This window comes from Aquibium sp. A9E412, assembly GCF_030398335.1.
Taxonomy (GTDB): Bacteria; Pseudomonadota; Alphaproteobacteria; order Rhizobiales; family Rhizobiaceae; genus A9E412.
This window is the reverse complement of the sequence record NZ_JAOAOP010000025.1, coordinates 12,703-29,565: the sequence shown is the minus strand read 5'-3', so window position 1 is coordinate 29,565 and position 16,863 is coordinate 12,703. Positions and strand designations below refer to the sequence as shown.

Annotated in this window: 15 protein-coding genes; 12 read left to right on the top strand and 3 right to left on the bottom strand. The window is 72.5% G+C overall.

What is annotated here, in order from left to right; genetic code table 11:
* The first annotated feature begins 3 nt into the window (after positions 1-3).
* From dctP to N1F89_RS11160, 3 genes are all read left to right on the top strand, one after another.
* Complete coding sequence (gene dctP, locus N1F89_RS11170; RefSeq protein WP_290084118.1) at positions 4-1,068, top strand: TRAP transporter substrate-binding protein DctP; 1,065 nt, start codon at positions 4-6, stop codon at positions 1,066-1,068.
* A 181-nt stretch (positions 1,069-1,249) separates the two neighbouring features.
* Complete coding sequence (locus N1F89_RS11165) at positions 1,250-2,146, top strand: PfkB family carbohydrate kinase (protein WP_290084117.1); 897 nt, start codon at positions 1,250-1,252, stop codon at positions 2,144-2,146.
* Positions 2,143-3,189: a tagatose 1,6-diphosphate aldolase gene (locus tag N1F89_RS11160; RefSeq protein ID WP_290084116.1), complete on the top strand. Its 1,047-nt coding sequence runs from the start codon at positions 2,143-2,145 to the stop codon at positions 3,187-3,189. Before N1F89_RS11165 ends, N1F89_RS11160 begins: the two co-directional genes overlap by 4 nt.
* 4 nt (positions 3,190-3,193) lie before the next feature.
* On the opposite strand, the gene N1F89_RS11155 is transcribed toward N1F89_RS11160, so the two are convergent.
* Positions 3,194-3,748, bottom strand: coding sequence for a histidine phosphatase family protein (locus N1F89_RS11155; RefSeq protein ID WP_290084115.1), 555 nt, complete (start codon positions 3,746-3,748; stop codon positions 3,194-3,196).
* A 48-nt stretch (positions 3,749-3,796) separates the two neighbouring features.
* Between N1F89_RS11155 and N1F89_RS11150 the strand changes: the two genes are divergently transcribed.
* Positions 3,797-5,203 carry a hypothetical protein gene (locus N1F89_RS11150; RefSeq protein ID WP_290084114.1) on the top strand — a complete coding sequence of 469 codons (1,407 nt, stop codon included), beginning with the start codon at positions 3,797-3,799 and terminating at the stop codon, positions 5,201-5,203.
* Positions 5,151-6,299, top strand: a complete 1,149-nt coding sequence (locus N1F89_RS11145; protein WP_290084112.1) for a Gfo/Idh/MocA family oxidoreductase — start codon at positions 5,151-5,153, stop codon at positions 6,297-6,299. Before N1F89_RS11150 ends, N1F89_RS11145 begins: the two co-directional genes overlap by 53 nt.
* A gap of 231 nt (positions 6,300-6,530) precedes the next feature.
* On the opposite strand, the gene N1F89_RS11140 is transcribed toward N1F89_RS11145, so the two are convergent.
* Positions 6,531-7,265, bottom strand: a complete 735-nt coding sequence (locus tag N1F89_RS11140) for a GntR family transcriptional regulator (RefSeq protein ID WP_290084110.1) — start codon at positions 7,263-7,265, stop codon at positions 6,531-6,533.
* Between the two features lie 139 nt (positions 7,266-7,404).
* On the opposite strand from N1F89_RS11140, the gene N1F89_RS11135 reads away from it, so the two are divergent.
* From N1F89_RS11135 to N1F89_RS11120, 4 genes are all read left to right on the top strand, one after another.
* Entirely contained in the window at positions 7,405-7,692 is a 288-nt protein-coding gene (locus tag N1F89_RS11135; RefSeq protein ID WP_290084108.1) for a UxaA family hydrolase, read from the top strand.
* An 82-nt stretch (positions 7,693-7,774) separates the two neighbouring features.
* Positions 7,775-8,956, top strand: coding sequence for a UxaA family hydrolase (locus tag N1F89_RS11130; RefSeq protein ID WP_290084106.1), 1,182 nt, complete (start codon positions 7,775-7,777; stop codon positions 8,954-8,956).
* 89 nt (positions 8,957-9,045) lie between these two features.
* Positions 9,046-10,002 carry a tripartite tricarboxylate transporter substrate binding protein gene (locus tag N1F89_RS11125; protein ID WP_290084104.1) on the top strand — a complete coding sequence of 319 codons (957 nt, stop codon included), beginning with the start codon at positions 9,046-9,048 and terminating at the stop codon, positions 10,000-10,002.
* A gap of 105 nt (positions 10,003-10,107) precedes the next feature.
* The gene (locus tag N1F89_RS11120) at positions 10,108-12,090 is read left to right on the top strand and encodes a tripartite tricarboxylate transporter permease (protein WP_290084102.1); all 1,983 of its coding nucleotides are present in this window, start codon (positions 10,108-10,110) and stop codon (positions 12,088-12,090) included.
* 17 nt (positions 12,091-12,107) lie between these two features.
* Here N1F89_RS11120 and N1F89_RS11115 read toward each other — a convergent pair whose 3' ends face one another.
* The gene (locus N1F89_RS11115) at positions 12,108-13,280 is read right to left on the bottom strand and encodes a serine hydrolase domain-containing protein (RefSeq protein ID WP_290084101.1); all 1,173 of its coding nucleotides are present in this window, start codon (positions 13,278-13,280) and stop codon (positions 12,108-12,110) included.
* Positions 13,281-13,411: 131 nt separating this feature from the next.
* Here N1F89_RS11115 and N1F89_RS11110 point away from each other — a divergent pair, with 131 nt between their 5' ends.
* The 3 genes from N1F89_RS11110 to N1F89_RS11100 are packed head-to-tail and all read left to right on the top strand — an operon-like array spanning position 13,412 to position 16,828.
* The gene (locus tag N1F89_RS11110; protein ID WP_290084099.1) at positions 13,412-14,341 is read left to right on the top strand and encodes a hydroxyacid dehydrogenase; all 930 of its coding nucleotides are present in this window, start codon (positions 13,412-13,414) and stop codon (positions 14,339-14,341) included.
* Positions 14,338-15,348: an Ldh family oxidoreductase gene (locus tag N1F89_RS11105; RefSeq protein WP_290084097.1), complete on the top strand. Its 1,011-nt coding sequence runs from the start codon at positions 14,338-14,340 to the stop codon at positions 15,346-15,348. The genes N1F89_RS11110 and N1F89_RS11105 overlap by 4 nt, the downstream gene beginning before the upstream one ends.
* Before the next feature lie 22 nt (positions 15,349-15,370).
* On the top strand, positions 15,371-16,828 hold the full coding sequence (locus N1F89_RS11100) for an NAD-dependent succinate-semialdehyde dehydrogenase (protein ID WP_290084096.1): 1,458 nt from the start codon (positions 15,371-15,373) through the stop codon (positions 16,826-16,828).
* Positions 16,829-16,863: the final 35 nt, after the last annotated feature.

The following is a 16,863-nucleotide window of genomic DNA, read 5'->3' as shown; positions in this document are numbered from 1 at the left end:
CACATGCTGATGAAGAAACTGCTCGCCACGGCGGGAGGCCTCGCCTTCGCGGCCGCGGCCAGCCTGTCGCTGGCCACCGTCGCGCAGGCCCAGGAGGTGACGATCAAGATCGCCTTCCTCGGCTCGCCGGAGGACGAGGACTACGACGGCTCGATGGTCCTCAAGGACTATGTCGAGAGCCGCTCGAACGGCCGCGCGGCCGTCGAGATCTACCCCTCCGGCCAGTTCTGCTCGAACGAGCGCGAGTGCCTGGAAAACCTCCATGCCGGCACGCTGGAGGTCTACATCACCACGATCGGCGGCTTCGGCAACGTGTTCGGCCCCGGCCAGGTGCTCGACCTGCCCTACATGTTCCCCAACGACCGGGTGGCCGAGTGCGTGTTCGACGGGGCGTTCGTCGACGAGCTGCGCACGGGCGTGCTCGCCGAGGACATCCCGATGCGCCTGATGGTGGTGTCGAACACCGGCGGCTGGCGCAACTTCGCCACCACCACCGGCCTGGTGAAGACGCCCGACGACATCGACGGGCTGAAGATCCGCACCATCCCGGCCGAGATCCAGCAGGAGCTGGTGCGCCAGCTCGGCGGCAACCCGACGCCGATCGCCTGGCCCGAGGTCTACACCTCGCTCGCCACCGGCGTCGTGGAGGGCACCAAGAACGGCATCACCGACATCATGAACATGAAGTTCCCCGAGGCGGGGCTGAAGTACATGACGCTCGACGGCCACGCCTATATGGGCGCCCTGTGGTGGTACTCCGAGCCGGCCTGGCAGGCGCTGCCGGACGACCTCAGGCGCATCGTCTTCGACGGCATGAACCACCTGAAGACGGTGACGCGCGCCTTCCCGATGCGCCGCCAGATCGAGGCCTACGAGGCCTTCCGCGCGGAGGGCGGCGAGATCTACGTGCCGACGCCGGAGGAGAAGAAGGCCTTTCAGGAGGCCTCCTCGGGCATGCGCCAGTGGTACACCGACAAGTTCGGCGAGGAATGGCTGAACAAGCTCGATGCCGCGGTCGAGGCCTGCGAGGGCGACGTCGAGGACGCGTTCGCGGCGGCCAACCAGTAGGCCGCCGGCGCGCGGGTGCCGCGGCGTCCGCGCATGCCTGCCGGGGGCGGGGCGACCCGCCCCCGGATCGCGCGCGGCCGGCGCGGCACGGCGGTCGCGGCGCGATTGCACAAGTCTTGTAACTTATATAAGACTTCGTCCGGAGGTCCGCCGGCCGCGCCGGCGGTGCGAAGAAGGCGCAATGACGACCGTTCTCATCGCAGGCGTCGCCGTGATCGATTTCGTGATGTCGCTCGACGCGATGCCGCGGCGGGCCGAGAAGTACCGCGCGCGCGACGCAACGGTGGTCGGCGGCGGCTGCGCGGCCAACGCCGCGGTCGCCGTCGCCCGGCTCGGCGGCCGGGCGCGCCTGGCGACCCGGCTCGGCGGCGACGCGATCGGCGACATGATCGTCGCCGGGCTCGAGGCCGACGGCGTCGACTGCACGCTGGCGCGGCGCTTTTCCGGCGCGCGCTCGCCGTTCTCCTCGGTCTATGTCGACGCGGCCGGCGAGCGCCAGATCGTCAGCTATCGCGACTGGTCGATCAGCCCGGCGGCCGACTGGCTGGAGGCGGCGATGCCCGACGCCTTCGACGCGGCGCTGGCCGACACCCGCTGGCCGGAGGGGGCGCGCGCGGCGATGGCGGCGGCGCGGGCGCTGTCGCGGCCGGGCATCATCGACGCCGAGCCGCCGGTGGCCGAGGCGGGCGAGGCCATCGCGCTCGCCTCGCACGTCGCCTTCTCCGCCCAGGGGCTGGCCGACTATGCCGGCGTCGACGGGCTCGAGGCGGGCCTGCGCGCGGCGGCGCGCGCCTGCGGCGCCTGGGTCTGCGTCACCGACGGCGGCAACGGCGTCGCCTGGCTCGACGGCGACACGGTGCGCCGGCTGCCGGCCTACCCGGTCGAGGCGGTCGACACGCTGGGCGCCGGCGATGTGTGGCACGGCGGCTTCGCGCTGGCGCTCGGCGAGGGGCGCGACGTCGCGCAGGCGCTGCGCTTCGCCGGCGCGGTGGCGGCGATCAAATGCACCCGCTTCGGCGGCGGCCGCGGCACGCCGACGCGTGCGGAGGTCGACAGCTTCATGGGGGAAAGAGCATGACCAGCCCGACGCCCGGCAAGTGGTGGGGCCTGCGCCGCATGGCCGACGCCGGCGGCCGCTTCAAGATGACCGCCGTCGACCAGCGCCCGCCGATCAAGGGGCCGATCGCCAGGCACTACGGCACCGAGGAGGCGCCGTACGACGACGTCGCCGGCTTCAAGGCGCTGCTGATCGAGACGCTGCAGGGCGAATCCTCGGCCATGCTGCTCGACCCGCATTTCGCCATCCCGCGCGGCCTGCCGCTGATGTCGCCGCACAAGGGGCTGATCGTCACGCTCGAGGATTCGCTGTTCGAGGAGACCGCCGAAGGCCGCCTGTCGGGCCCGATCGACGGCTGGTCGGTGGAGAAGATCAAGCGGCTCGGCGGCGATGCGGTCAAGGTGCTGGCCTGGTACCGGCCGGACGCCGGGGCCCGCGTCAACGAGCACCAGAAGGACTTCGTGCGGCGCGTCGGCGAGGCCTGCCGGCGCTACGACATCCCGTTCCTGTTCGAGCTCCTGGTCTATCCGCTGGCCGGCGACCGGCACCACACGGCGGACTATGTCGAGATGCGCGGCAAGAAGACCGACGACGTGCTCGCCTCGGTCGAGACCTTCGCCGCGCCGGAGTTCGGCGTCGACGTCTTCAAGCTGGAAAGCCCGGTCGCCGCCGATGCGGTGCCGGGCGTCGGCAATCCCGGCTGGGAGGCGGTGCAGGCGGCCTTCGACGAGATGGGGCGGCTCGCCGGCCGGCCCTGGGTGATGCTGTCGGCGGGCGCCGGCAAGGCCGCCTTCCGCAACATCCTGAGCCACGCCTACCGGGCCGGCGCGTCGGGCTATCTCGCCGGCCGCGCCATCTGGCTCGACGCCTTCGGCCGGTTTCCCGACTGGCCGGCGATGCGCGCGGCGCTGGACGGCGAGGCGGTCGACTACATGCGCACGCTCAACGCGCTGACCGATGCCGAGGCGCGGCCGTGGCACGCGCATCCCGGCTTCGGCGACGGCGGCGCGGCGTTGCGGCCGGCCGACGCCGGCTTCCGCCACGCCTATGGCGGCTTCGGCTGACGGCTCAGTTGAAGACGATGCGCGCCATCACGCCGAGACCGTCCGCCGCCGGACGCACGATCACCGCCTCGCCCTCGCGCGCCGGCGCGCCGACGAGCGCCTCGATGGTCGACAGATGGGTGACGAGGAACAGGTTGCCGCGGCCCGAATACGCGTCGACCACGCCGCGGATCTCGGCCAGCGCCGCGCTGCGCGCGGCCGCGTCGTCGGGCAGCGGGTCGAGCGGCGCGAACGGCTCGACGCGGCTTTCGCCGAACACCAGCTCGGCCGTCTCCAGCGTGCGGCAGTACCGGCTGGCCAGCGCCCGCTCGGTGGGCGCGGCGCGCGCGGCGATCAGCGCGCCCATGCGGCGCGCCTGCAGCCGGCCGCGCTCCGACAGGTTCGACTGGGTGCGGCAGTCCTCGACGTCGACGGTCGCCGGGTCGCCGCCGCCGAACGTCTTGGCATGGCGCATCAGCACCACCTGGCCGCCGGCGCGCAGCAGCGCCCAGCCGGCCTCCGTCGCCATCGCCGGCAGCGGCGTCAGGAGGGCAAGCGTGACGAGGCACAGGCGCAGCATGAAGCATCCTTCTTTCCGTTGGCGCCCGTATAGGGAAGGGAAAGGCAGATGAAAGACAAGCCCACCCTGGGCATTCTCCCGCTCGGCCGGCCGACCTTCGACGTGCCGTTCGCCGAGGCGACGCTGGCGCGGATGATCGGCGCGCTGGAAGCGACGGGCCAGACGATCGCCGGGCCGCGGCACCTGCTGCTCGACGGCGCGGCGACCGAGGCGGCGATCGCGGAGCTGGCCGCCGCCGAGCCGGACCGCCTGCTCATCCTGCAGGTCACCTTCACCGACGCGGCGATGACGGCGGCGGCGGCCAACGCCTATGGCGGGCCGCTGGCGCTGTGGGCGCCGCCCGAGCCGCGCTGCGGCGGCCGGCTGCGGCTCAACGCCTTCTGCGGCCTCAACCTGGCGGCGCACGCGCTGGGGCTGGCCGGCCGCGCCTTCTCCTATCTCTATGCCGCGCCCGAGGCGCCCGGCATCGCCGACGCGCTCGGCGCGCTGCTGGCCGGCCACCGCCGGGCCGAGCCGGAACGGCCGCAGCCGGCGGCGGCCGGGGCGGCCGACGATCCGGCCGCCGCGCGCGCGGTGGCGGCGCTGCGCGGTGCGCGCATCGGCCGCATCGGCCGCCACCCGGACGGCTTCGACACCTGCCGCTACGACGCCGCCCGGCTCAAGGCGCTCGCCGACGTGACGGTCGAGCCGATCGCGCTCGACGGGCTTTTCGCGCGCGCGCGCGCCGTCGAGGCGGGCCGGGCGGCGGCGCTGCGCCGGGAGGCCGAAGGCGTGCTCGTCGGGCTCGACGCGGTCGACCAGGCCGAGCTCGACCGCTCGCTGCGCCTCAAGGCCGCGCTCGAGGGCCTGCGCGGGGAGGGCGGCTACGACGCCTTCGCCATCCGCTGCTGGCCGGAGACCTTCACCGACTACGGCGGGGCGGTGTGCGGGCCGGTCTCGATGATGGGCGAGGCGCGCGTGCCGTGCGCCTGCGAGGCCGACGTCTACGGCGCGCTGACGGTCTTGATGCTGCAGGCGGCGGCCGAGGCGCCGGCCTTCCTGGCCGACCTCGTCGACCTCGACGCGGCCGACGACAGCGGCGTGGTGTGGCACTGCGGCCAGGCGCCGGTCTCGATGGCCGCGCCGGGCTTGCGGCCGCGCGCGACGATCCACAGCAACCGCAAGATGCCGCTGCTGTTCGAGTTTCCGCTGAAGCCCGGCCGCGTGACGCTGTTCCGGCTGAGCCAGGCGCGCGGCCGGCCGATGGCCGTGATCGGCGGCGGCAGCATGCTCGACCGGCCGCTCGCCTTCACCGGCACGGCCGGCGTCATCCGCTTCGACCGGCCGGCCGGCGCCGTGCTCGACCGCGTGATGGGCGCCGCGCTGGAACACCATGTCGCCCTCGTCTACGGAGATCACCGCGATGCTCTCAGAGCCGCAGCCGCGAGCCTCGACCTTCCCGTCCTCGAGCTGTGAGGGCGACGCCGTGCCGGTGCGCTACGGCATCGTCGGCTCGGGCATGATGGGCCAGGAGCACATCCGCAACATCCAGCTCCTGCCCGGCGCCTCGGTCGCCGCGGTGGCCGATCCGGACGCCGGCATGCGCGCCATGGCCGCGGCGCTGGCCGGCCCCGGTTGCGCCGCCTTCGCCGACCACCGGGCGCTGCTCGCCGCGGGCGGCTGCGACGCGCTGGTGGTGGCCAGCCCCAACCACACGCACGCGCCGATCCTGGCCGAGCTGCTCGCCGGCGACCTGCCGGTGCTGGTGGAAAAGCCGCTGTGCGCCACCGTCGCCGACTGCCGGCGCGTGCTGCGGCTGGCCGAGGGACGGCGCGCGCCGGTCTGGGTGGCGATGGAATACCGCTACATGCTGCCGCTGCAGCGCCTGATCGACGAGATCGGCGCCGGCACGGCCGGCCGGCCGCGCATGATCGCCATCCGCGAGCACCGCTTCCCGTTCCTCAAGAAGGTCGGCGACTGGAACCGCTTCACGCGCAACACCGGCGGCACGCTGGTCGAGAAGTGCTGCCACTTCTTCGACCTGATGCGGCTCCTGGTCGGCGCGGAGGCGGTGCGCGTCTACGCCTCAGGCGGGCGCGACGTCAACTTCCTCGACGAGCGCTATCCCGACGGCACGCCGGACATGCTCGACAACGCCTTCGTCGTCGTCGACTTCGCCAACGGCGTGCGCGCCATGCTCGACCTGTGCATGTTCGCCGAGGGCGCGCACTGGCAGGAGACGGTGTCGGTGACCGGCGACGCGGCGCGCGTCGAGGCCTTCATCCCCGGCCCGGCGCGCTTTGCCGCCGACGGCCGCGAGCGGCCCTCGGAGATCGTCGTCTCGCCGCGCACCACCAAGCGGCCGGTGCGCGAGGAGCTGCACACCGACCAGAGCATCCTGCAGGCGGGCGACCACCACGGCTCGACCTACTTCCAGCACGTCAAGTTCAACGCGCTGGTGCGCCAGGGCGGCCGGCCGGAGGTGACGCTCGAGGACGGGCTGAAGGCGGTGCTGATCGGCGCGGCGGCGGAGGAATCGGCGCGCACCGGACAGCCGGTGACGCTCGCCTGAGGCGGCCGGCGGCGCGCCGCGCCGCGTCACCGCATGTCCCGGATTCTCCGAACGCCTCGCGCCGGGCGCGCCGGCGCCTCGTCTGCGGACGTTGCCACGCGGCGAACCGGTCGCCGCGGCCCTGGCAGGCTGTAGCGTTTCGAGGCGAAGTGAAAACCGGTTCGCCGTTCGCAAACGCGTGAAAACAATGCGTTGGAGCCGATCTGCGATTGCGTGAAACGCAGGGCGGCTCTAGCGCAGCTCCGACGAGTAGTGCGCGTCGCGCGTCAGGCAGCGCGAGAGGCGCAGCTCGACGGGGTTGTTCTCCAGGTCGAAGGCGACGCGCGCGATGCGCAGGAGCGGCGTGGCGCGCGGGCAGCCGAGCGCCTTGGCGTCGTCCGGGGTGGCCGCCACCGCCTTGAGCCGCTCGGAGGCGCGCGCCACGGTGATGCGCCAGCGCTCGGAATAGAGCCGGTAGACGTTGTTGGGGATCTCGCCGAGCGCGTCGAAGCCGGGAAAGCGCGCCGCCGGCAGGACGATCGTCTCGGCCATCAGCGGCGCGCCGCCGAGCTCGCGCACGCGCTCGATGCGCCACACCGCGGCGCCCGTGCCCAGCGCCAGCGCGGCGCGCTCCTCGCGGTCGGCCGCCCCGCGCGTGCGGCGCAGCACCTGCGAGGTGGGAAACGTCGGCTCGCCGCTGTCGGGCATCAGGCGGAAGAACTGGAACAGGATGCGGCTTTCCTCGGGCTCGGCGACATAGGTGCCGCGGCCCTGGCGGCGAATCAGCAGGTTCTCGCCGGCCATGGCGTCGAGCGCCTTGCGGATGGTGCCCTGGCTGACGCCGATCTCGCGGGCGAGCTCCATCTCGGATGGGATGAGCTGGCCGGGCTGCCACTGGCCGTCGATCAGCCGGCGGATCAGGCTCTCCTTAACCTGCAGATAGAGCGGTCTGTAGGCGAAAGTGGCGGCGTCGCCGGCCTCGGCCATGCCTGCGGCCCTCCTCAGCGTTGCGGTCCCCGTTTGTAGTCCGGAACGGTTGACTTTGCCAGAAGCTATATCTTATGTCTTATACAAGACTTGCCGGCCCCGTTCGTGCGGCCGGAGCGCCACGACCAGGGGGACCGCAATGCCCGCTCCGCATCTTCTCGCCCACGAGCATGCCGACAATGTTGGGGTGGTTGTCGTCGAGGGGCTGACCGCCGGCACCCGCATGCTCGGCGTGGTGACGGCCGACAATTCGAGCTTCGAGCTCGAGGCCAGGGCCGACGTGCCGATCGGCCACAAGGTGGCGCTCAAGGACATCAAGAGCGGCGACACCGCGGTCAAGTACGGCGAGGACATCGGCCGCTTCGTGGCCGACGTGGCGGCCGGCGAGCACGTCCACGTGCACAATCTGAAGACCAAGCGCTGGTAGGGCGCGGCACGCCGCCGGCGGGACCGGCGGCCGCGGCGGGCGTCGTTGCGGCGCCCGACGACAAGGCGGAGAGAGGACCGAGATGAGCGCGAGCTACGGCAACGTCACCGTGAAGGGCTACCGGCGCGACAACGGCCGGGTGGGCGTGCGCAACCACGTGGTCATCCTGCCGGTCGACGACATCTCCAACGCCGCCTGCGAGGCGGTGGCCAACAACATCAAGGGCACGCTGGCGCTGCCGCACGCCTATGGCCGGCTGCAGTTCGGCGCCGACCTCGACCTGCACTTCCGCACCATGATCGGCACCGGCGCCAACCCCAACGTGGCGGCCTGCGTGGTGATCGGCATCGAGCCGGGCTGGACGCAGAAGATCGTCGAGGGCATCGCCGAGACCGGCAAGCCGGTGGCCGGCTTCTCGATCGAGCAGAACGGCGACCTGAAGACGATCATGGACGCCTCGCGCAAGGCCAAGGCGTTCGTCCACTACGCCAGCGAGCTGCCGCGCGAGGACTGTCCGCTGTCGGAGCTGTGGGTGTCGACCAAGTGCGGCGAGAGCGACACGACGACCGGCCTCGGCTCGTGCCCGACGGTCGGCAACATGTACGACAAGCTGCTGCCGGAGGGCATCTACGGCTGCTTCGGCGAGACCTCCGAGATCACCGGGGCCGAGCACATCTGCAAGGAGCGCGCCGCCACGCCCGAGGTCGGCGAGCGCTGGTACCGGATGTGGAAGGCCTACCAGGACGACGTGATCTTCGCGCACCAGACCGACGACCTGTCGGAAAGCCAGCCGACCAAGGGCAACATCGAGGGCGGGCTGACGACCATCGAGGAAAAGGCGCTCGGCAACCTGGAGAAGATCGGCCGCACGTCGCGCTACATCGACATCCTCGAGCCGGCCGAGAAGCCGGCCGCGGGCCCCGGCCTCTACTTCATGGACACCTCGTCGGCGGCGGCCGAATGCGTGACGCTGATGGCGGCCGGCGGCTACGTGGTGCACACCTTCCCGACCGGCCAGGGCAACGTGATCGGCAACCCGATCGTGCCGGTCATCAAGATCTCGGCCAATCCGCGCACCGTGCGCACGATGGGCGAGCACATCGACGTCGACGTGTCGGGCATCCTGCGCCGCGACATGACGATCGAGGAGGCGGGCGACGCGCTGATCGACATGATCGTGCGCACCGCCAACGGCCGCGCGACGGCGGCCGAGGCGCTCGGCCACCGCGAATTCGTGATGACGAAGCTCTACCGCAGCGCGTAAGAATGGCGGGTCGCTGCCGGGATCCGCGGGGAGGAGCCGTGCGGACCGGCCGCGCACCGCCTGACGGTCCAAGCCCAAGGGAGGAGCCCATGCTGACCCGACGCCAGTTTTCCGCCACCGCGCTCGCCGCCGGTCTCGCCGTCGCGCTTGCCGGTCCGGCGCTCGCCTTTCCCGACAAGCCGGTCGACTACATCATCCCGTTCGGGCCGGGCGGCGAATCCGACATCTCCGCGCGCCTGCAGCAGCCCTTCTTCAAGGAGAAGTTCGGCCAGGACCTGGTGATCTCCTACAAGGAGGGCGGCGGCGGCGCCGTCGGCTGGTCGCAGCTCAACGGCCTGTCGGGCGACGGCCACACGATCATGGGCATCAACCTGCCGCATGTCGTGGTGCAGCCGGCGACCAAGGACGTCGGCTACACGACCGACGAGCTGGTGCCGGTCTACTGGTTCCACTACACGCCCGACGCCATCGTCGTGCGCGCGGATTCGCAGTTCCAGTCGCTGCAGGACCTGATCGACTACGCTAAGGAGAACCCCGGCCGGCTGACCATGTCGGGCTCGGGCAAGGGCACCGCCAACCATCTCGCCCAGGTGCAGTTCGACGGCATGGCCGACATCAAGACCACCTATGTCGCGTTCAAGGGCACGGGTGCTGCGGTCACCGCGCTGCTCGGCGGCCAGGTGATGGCCGAATGGGGCTACACCACCGTCGGCGCCGCGCAGGGCGACAAGGTGCGGCTGCTCGCCGTGGCCATGGAGGAGCGCCATCCGCTGTTTCCCGACGTGCCGACCTTCGCCGAGCTCGGCTACGACATGGTCGGCGGCGCCTGGCGCGGCATCGCGGTGCCGAGCTCGGTGCCGGAGGAGCAGCGCCAGGCCTGGTCGGACATGATCGCCGAGATCAACGCCGACCCGGACTTCGTCAAGAAGATGCAGGACGGCGGCTTCGCGCTCTCCGACGTGCCCTATGGCGAGATGGACGCCTTCATGGCCGAGCGCGAGGCGCAGTACACCGAGCGCGCCCGCGAAGCCGGCATCATCAACTGAGCCCGGCCGGCACGGCCCGGCCCGCGCCGCCGGCAGCGGCGGGCGGGCCGGACCTGCCGCCGACCCATCGCCCGCGCGGCCCGGCACCGGACACCGCTCCCGCCCATGACCGGCTTCGACAGCTTTTTGCAGGCGCTGACCCCGCTCAACGTGCTGTTCGCGCTGTTCGGCGTGGTGGCGGGAACGGTGATCGGCTCGATCCCCGGGCTGACGGCGACCATGGCGGTCGCCGTTCTCGTGCCGCTCACCTTCACGCTCGATCCGGCCTCCGCGCTGATCCTGATGGGGGCGATCTACACCGGCGCGATCTACGGCGGCGCCTATGCCGCGATCCTGCTCAACACGCCCGGCACGCCGTCGGCGATCGCCACCACCTTCGACGGCTACCCGATGGCGCGCCGGGGCGACGGCGACCTGGCCGTGACGCTGGCCTGCCTCGCCTCGGTCTGCGGCGGCCTGGTCGGCGCCTTCTTCCTGCTGACGCTGGCGCCGCCCTTGTCGCAGGTGGCGCTCGCCTTCGGCCCGGTGGAGTATTTCTGGCTGGCGATCTTCGGCCTGTCGCTGATCGCCGCGCTGTCGGAGGGCAACCTGTTCAAGGGGCTGGCCGGCGGCGCGTTCGGGCTGCTGTTGTCGACCGTCGGGGTGGCCGAGGTGTCGGCCGACGTGCGGCTGACCTTCGGCTCGACCGTGCTGCTCGGCGGCATCCAGGTGGTCGCCGCGCTGATCGGCCTCTACTGCATCCCGGTGCTGATCGACCTGGTGGCGACGCCCGACCGGCACCTGCGCGTCGAGAGCGAGCCGCGCGGCTTCCGGCTGCCGGAGGCGGCGGCGATCGTGCTGCGCAACAAGCTCAACCTGGTGCGCTCGTCGGTGGTCGGCACGCTGGTCGGCATCCTGCCGGGCGCCGGCGGCTCGGTGGCCGGGCTCGTCGCCTATTCCGAGGCGCGCCGCACCGCGCGGCGCGGCGAGGACTACGGCAAGGGCGCGCCGGGCGGCGTGCTGGCGACCGAGGCGGCCAACAACGCCACCGTGGGCGGCGGCTTCATCCCGACGCTGGTGCTCGGCATTCCCGGCACGCCGCCCGACGCCGTCATCCTCGGCGCGCTCTTGGTGCAGGGCGTGCGCACCGGGCCGCAGCTCTTCACCAGCCAGGGCGCCATCGTCTACACCTTCATCTGGGGGCTGTTCCTGGCCACCATCCTGATGCTGCCGACCGGGCTGCTGATCGGCCGCTACGCCTACCGCTCGATCGTCGGCGTGCCCAAGGCGCTGCTCGTGGCCGGCGTCGCCTTCATGACGGTGATCGGCACCTTCGCCATCCGCAACAACACCGCCGACGTGGTCATCATGATCCTGCTCGGCGTGGTCGGCTGGCTGGTGTCGCGCGTCGGCTTCGCCGTCTCGCCGATCGTGCTCGGCCTGATCCTCGGGCCGATCGCCGAGCAGGGCTTCGTGCAGGCGTGGACGATCGGCAGCGCCATGCAGGACCTGCCCGGCATGTTCTTCGGCCGCAGCCTGTCGCTCGGCATCATCGGCTTCACGCTGCTGTCGCTGCTGTGGCCGCTCGGCAAGGCCTGGCTGGCGCGGCGCGCCGAGGGGCCGGCGCTGACGCGGCTGACGCGCAGCGCCTCGGTGCGCGGGGCGACCGACTGGCCGACCGTGGTCGTCGCGCTCGGCATGATCGGCTTCGGCCTGCTGGCGCTCTACGACGCGGCGGGCTACCGCGACGCCGACTCGGCCGTCTTCCCGGTGACCGTGGCGGGCGCGCTGATCGTCTTCGCGCTCGTCGTGCTGCTGCGCGCGGCGCTCGGCTTCCGCAACCGCGAGACGCCGCAGCCGGGCTCGACGGTGCGCCGGGTGGTGCTGGTCCTCGCCATGCTGGCCGGCGCGGTGCTGCTGCCGCTGATCGGCTTTCTGGCGAGCGCGCTGCTCGTCTTCGCGGTGCTGACGGTGACCGCCATGCACGACCGCTGGACGGCGCGCCGGGCGGTCGTCTTCGCGCTGTCCGGCCTTTTCGTCGTCATCGGCTTCACCTGGCTGTTTCGCAGCGTGCTGCTCGTGCCGCTGCCGACGCCGGGGCTGTTCTGAGGCCGGCGATGGGCGCCTCAGGCGGCCTGCGGCGCGCGGCCGACGAGATGCGCGTAGACGGCGCGCTCATAGGCCTCGTAGACGGCGGCGAAGCGCGGCTCGACGAAGGGCAGCGACTGGGTCATCAGCACGGCGGCGACGTCGCTCGCCGGGTCGAGCCAGTAATGCGTGTTGCACACGCCGGCCCAGCCCTGCGCGCCGGCCCTGCGCATGCCCGGCACGTCCTCCTCGGTGCGCATGAAGCCGAAGCTGTGCGTCTTGCGGATGCCGGGGAACAGCTCGACGTCGGCGCTGAGCGGCGGCGCCACGCTGGTCATGCGCTCGACCGACAGCGCGCCGATGGCGTTGGCCAGCATGTGCGCCACGCCGTCGGGCGACAGGATGCGCCGGCCGTCGAGCGCGCCGCGGTTGAGGAACATGCGCAGGAAGCGCAGATAGTCGGGCGCCGTGCCGTAGAGCGCGTGGCCCATGCCGTAGACCTCCGGCCGCGGCGGCGGCGCCATCTCGTGCGGCCGGAAGCTGCCGTCGCGGCGGCGCATGCGCACCTCGGCCAGGCGCGCGGCGCGCGCGGCGTCGAGCTCGAAGCCGGTGTCGGCCATGTGCAGCGGCGCGAAGATCTCCTCGGCGCAGAAGCGGTCGATCGGCCGGCCGTCGACCGCCTCGACGACCTGGCCGAGCCAATCGATGCCGATGCCGTAGTCCCAGCGCGCGCCGGGGTCGAAGACCAGCGGATAGTCGAGCCCGGCGGCGCGGCCCGACAGCACGCTGGGCCGGCCGCCGGACTCCAGATAACGCGCCATGTCGGGGTTCCAGAACTCGTAGACCAGACCCGAGGTGTGGCTTGCCAGATGGCGCACGGTGAGCGGCGTCTTCGGCGCGCGCAGGCGCGGCCGGTCGCCGTCGAAGCCCTCGAGCACCCTGAGCCCGGCCGCGCGCGGCAGCACGTCGGCGACCGGCGTGTCCATGGCCAGCCGGCCGCGCTCGATCAGGATCATCGCGGCGGTGGCGCCGACCGCCTTGGTCATCGAATAGAGCCGGAAGACGGTGTCCTCGGCCGCCGGCCGGCCGGCGGCGGCCTCGCCGAAGGCGCCGGAATAAAGCGTGCCGCCGGCATTGCCGACCATGGCGACGACGAACGGCAGGTCCTCGGCCTCGACGGCGCGGCGCAGAACGGCGTCGATCGCTTGCATGCTGCATCCTCCGGTTGGCACGGCGCGGCGGCGCGTCCGGCGCGGAGTGTCGCCGGCCGCTCCCCCTTTGGCAAGCCCGGCGGCGCGGCCGGCCGGGCGCCGCGATCCCGCATTGAGAAGAGGTGCAAGACATGCCCGACATCGTGATCCCGGAGTTCATGGACGAGGCGGCGGTGGCCGCGCTCGCCCGGCGCTTCGACGTGCGCTACGACCCCGACCTGGTCGACGATCCGGCGGCGCTGGCGGCGGCGGCGGCCGAGGCGCGGGCGCTGATCGTGCGCAACCGCACGCAGGTGCGCGGCGCGCTGCTCGACGGCGCGGCGCGGCTCGCCTGCGTCGGCCGGCTCGGCGTCGGCCTCGACAACATCGACACGCAGGCCTGCGCGGCGCGCGGCATCGCCGTCTATCCGGCGACCGGCGCCAACGACCAGTCGGTCGCCGAGTATGTGGTGACGGCGGCGCTGATGCTGCTGCGCGGCGCCTATCTGGCGCGCGACGCGGTGGCGGCCGGCGCGTGGCCGCGCCAGCGGCTGATCGGCCGCGAGATCGCCGGCAAGACGCTCGGCCTCGTCGGCTTCGGCGCGATCGCCCGGCAGGTCGCCTGGCGCGGCGCGGCGCTCGGCATGCAGGTGGTCGCGCACGACCCGCATCTTAAGGCCACCGACCCGGCCTGGGAGATGGCGCGCAACGTCTCGCTCGACGGGCTGCTCGAGGTCGCCGACGTGGTCAGCCTGCACGTGCCGCTGACCGAGGGCACGCGGCACATGATCGACGGCGCGCGGCTGGCCGCGATGAAGCCGGGCGCGGTGCTCGTCAACGCCGCGCGCGGCGGCGTGGTCGACGACGACGCGCTGGCGCGGGCGCTGCGCGAGGGCCGGCTCGGCGGCGCCGCGCTCGACGTGTTCGAGGCCGAGCCGCTGTCGGCGGAGGCGGGCGGCGCCTTCGCCGGGCTGGACAACTGCGTGCTGACGCCGCACATCGCCGGCGTGACGGAGGAATCGAACGGCCGCGTGTCGCGGCTCATTGCCGAGCGGGTGGCGACGCATCTGGAGGCAGCATGACCGACGGGATCACGCTTGGCGCGGACGAGGCGCATACGCTGGTGGTGGCGGCGCTGACGGCCTGCAACACCAGCGCCGACAACGCGGCCGCGGTGGCGCGCGCGCTGGTCGGCGCCGAGCTCGCCGGGCAGGGCGGCCACGGCCTGCGCCGGGTGCCGGCCTACGCCGCGCAGGCGCGCGTCGGCAAGGTCGACGGCCAGGCGGTGCCGCAGGCGCGCCGCACCCGGCCCGGCGCCGTCGCGATCGATGCCGGCTTCGGCTTCGCCTATCCGGCGCTCGAGCTGGCCGTCGCCGAGCTGGCGGCGGCGACGCCCGGCCAGGGCATCGCGATCGCCGGCATCCGCCGCTCGCACCATGCCGGCGTCGCCGGGCTGACGGTCGAGGCGCTGGCCGAGGCCGGGCTGGTCGGCCTGATGCTCGCCAACGCGCCGGCGGCGATGGCGCCGTGGGGCGGCCGGCGGCCGCTGTTCGGCACCGATCCGGTCGCCTTCGCCTGTCCGGCCGGCGGCGACGGCCCGGTGGTGGTCGATGTGTCGCTGTCGCGCGTGGCGCGCGGCAAGATCATGGCCGCCCGGCAGAAGGGCGAGCCGATCCCCGAGGGCTGGGCGCTCGACGCCGAGGGCCGGCCGACGACCGACGCGGCGGCCGCCATGGCCGGCACGATGATCCCGCTCGGCGAGGCCAAGGGCACGGCGCTGGCGATGATGGTGGAACTGCTTGCCGCCGGGCTGACGGGCGCCAACTATGCCTACGAGCAGTCGTCGTTCTTCGATGCCGAGGGCGCGCCGCCGGGAACGGGCCAGACGCTGATAGCGATCGATCCAGCCGCCTTCGGCGGCGATGCGGCGGTTGCCCGCTTCGCGGAATTGGCGCAGGTTGTCGCCGCGAGCGAGGGCGCCCGCGTGCCCGGCAGCCGTCGGCGCGCCGTCCGCGCCGCGCTCGAGCGGACCGGCATCCCGGCCGACGCCGCGCTCATCGACGAGATCCGAAGCATCGGCGCCGGCTGACGGCGCCCGACAGGAGGCACGCATGCTCCAGAAGACCAGTCATTTCCTGCGCCAGGCCAACTACATCGACGGCGAATGGGTGCAGGCCGATTCCGGCGAGACGATCGACGTCGTCAACCCGGCGACGCTGCAGGTGATCGGCACGGTGCCGAAATCGGGCAAGGCGGAGACGCGGCGCGCCATCGAGGCGGCGCAGCGCGCCTTCGAATCGTGGAAGAAGACGTCGGCCAACGACCGCGCCAAGCTGATGCGCGCGCTGCACGACGCGATCATGGACAACCAGGACCCGCTCGCCGAGCTGCTCGTCATGGAGCAGGGCAAGCCGTTCGCCGAGGCCAAGGGCGAGGTCGGCATGTCGGCCGCCTACATCCTGTGGTTCGCCGAGGAGGGCCGGCGCGTCTACGGCGACGTCGTGCCGTCGCCGTGGGCCGATCGCCGCGTGCTGGTGACCAAGGAGCCGGTCGGCGTGATCGGCGCCATCACGCCGTGGAACTTCCCGTCCTCGATGCTGGCGCGCAAGATCGGCCCGGCGCTCGCCGCCGGCTGCACCTCGGTCGCCAAGCCGGCCTCGCAGACGCCCTATTCGGGGCTGGCCTGGGGCGCGCTGTGCGAGGAGGTCGGCATTCCCAAGGGCGTCGTCAACGTGGTGACCGGCTCGGCCTCGCAGATCGGCGACGAGATCTGCAGCAACCCGCTGGTGCGCAAGATCACCTTCACCGGCTCGACCGAGGTCGGCAAGACGCTGATCGAGAAGTCGGCCTCGACGGTCAAGAAGGTGTCGATGGAGCTCGGCGGCAACGCGCCCTTCCTAGTGTTCGACGACGCCGATGTCGACCGCGCGGTGGCCGGCGCGATGATCGCCAAGTACCGCAACTCCGGCCAGACCTGCGTGTGCACCAACCGCTTCTTCGTGCAGGCCGGCGTCTACGACGCCTTCGTCGAGAAGCTCGCCGCGGCCAGCGAGAAGCTGAAGGTCGGCCCCGGCCTGGAAGACGGCACCGAGCAGGGACCGCTGATCGACGACGGCGCCGTCGGCAAGGTCGAGGAGCTGATCGCCGACGCCACCGGCAAGGGCGGCAGCGTCGTCACCGGCGGCGGCCGCCACGCGCTCGGCGGCACCTTCTTCCAGCCGACGGTGATCCGCGACGCGACCGCCGACATGCGGGTGATGAAGGAGGAGATCTTCGGCCCGGTGGCGCCGATCTTCCGCTTCGAGACCGAGGAGGAGGGCGTGGCGCTCGCCAACGACACCGAGTTCGGCCTCGCCTGCTACTTCTACACCGGCGATCTGGGCCGCACCTTCCGCGTCATGGACGGGCTGAAATACGGCCTGATCGGCGTCAACGAGGGGCTGATCACCACCGTCGAGGCGCCGTTCGGCGGGCTCAAGGAATCCGGCCTCGGCAAGGAGGGCGGCCACCAGGGCATCGACGACTATCTGGACACCAAATATGTCTGCATCGGCGGCCTCGGCCTGTGAGGCGCGCCGGCAACTGACCGGCGCCCGGCGCGGCT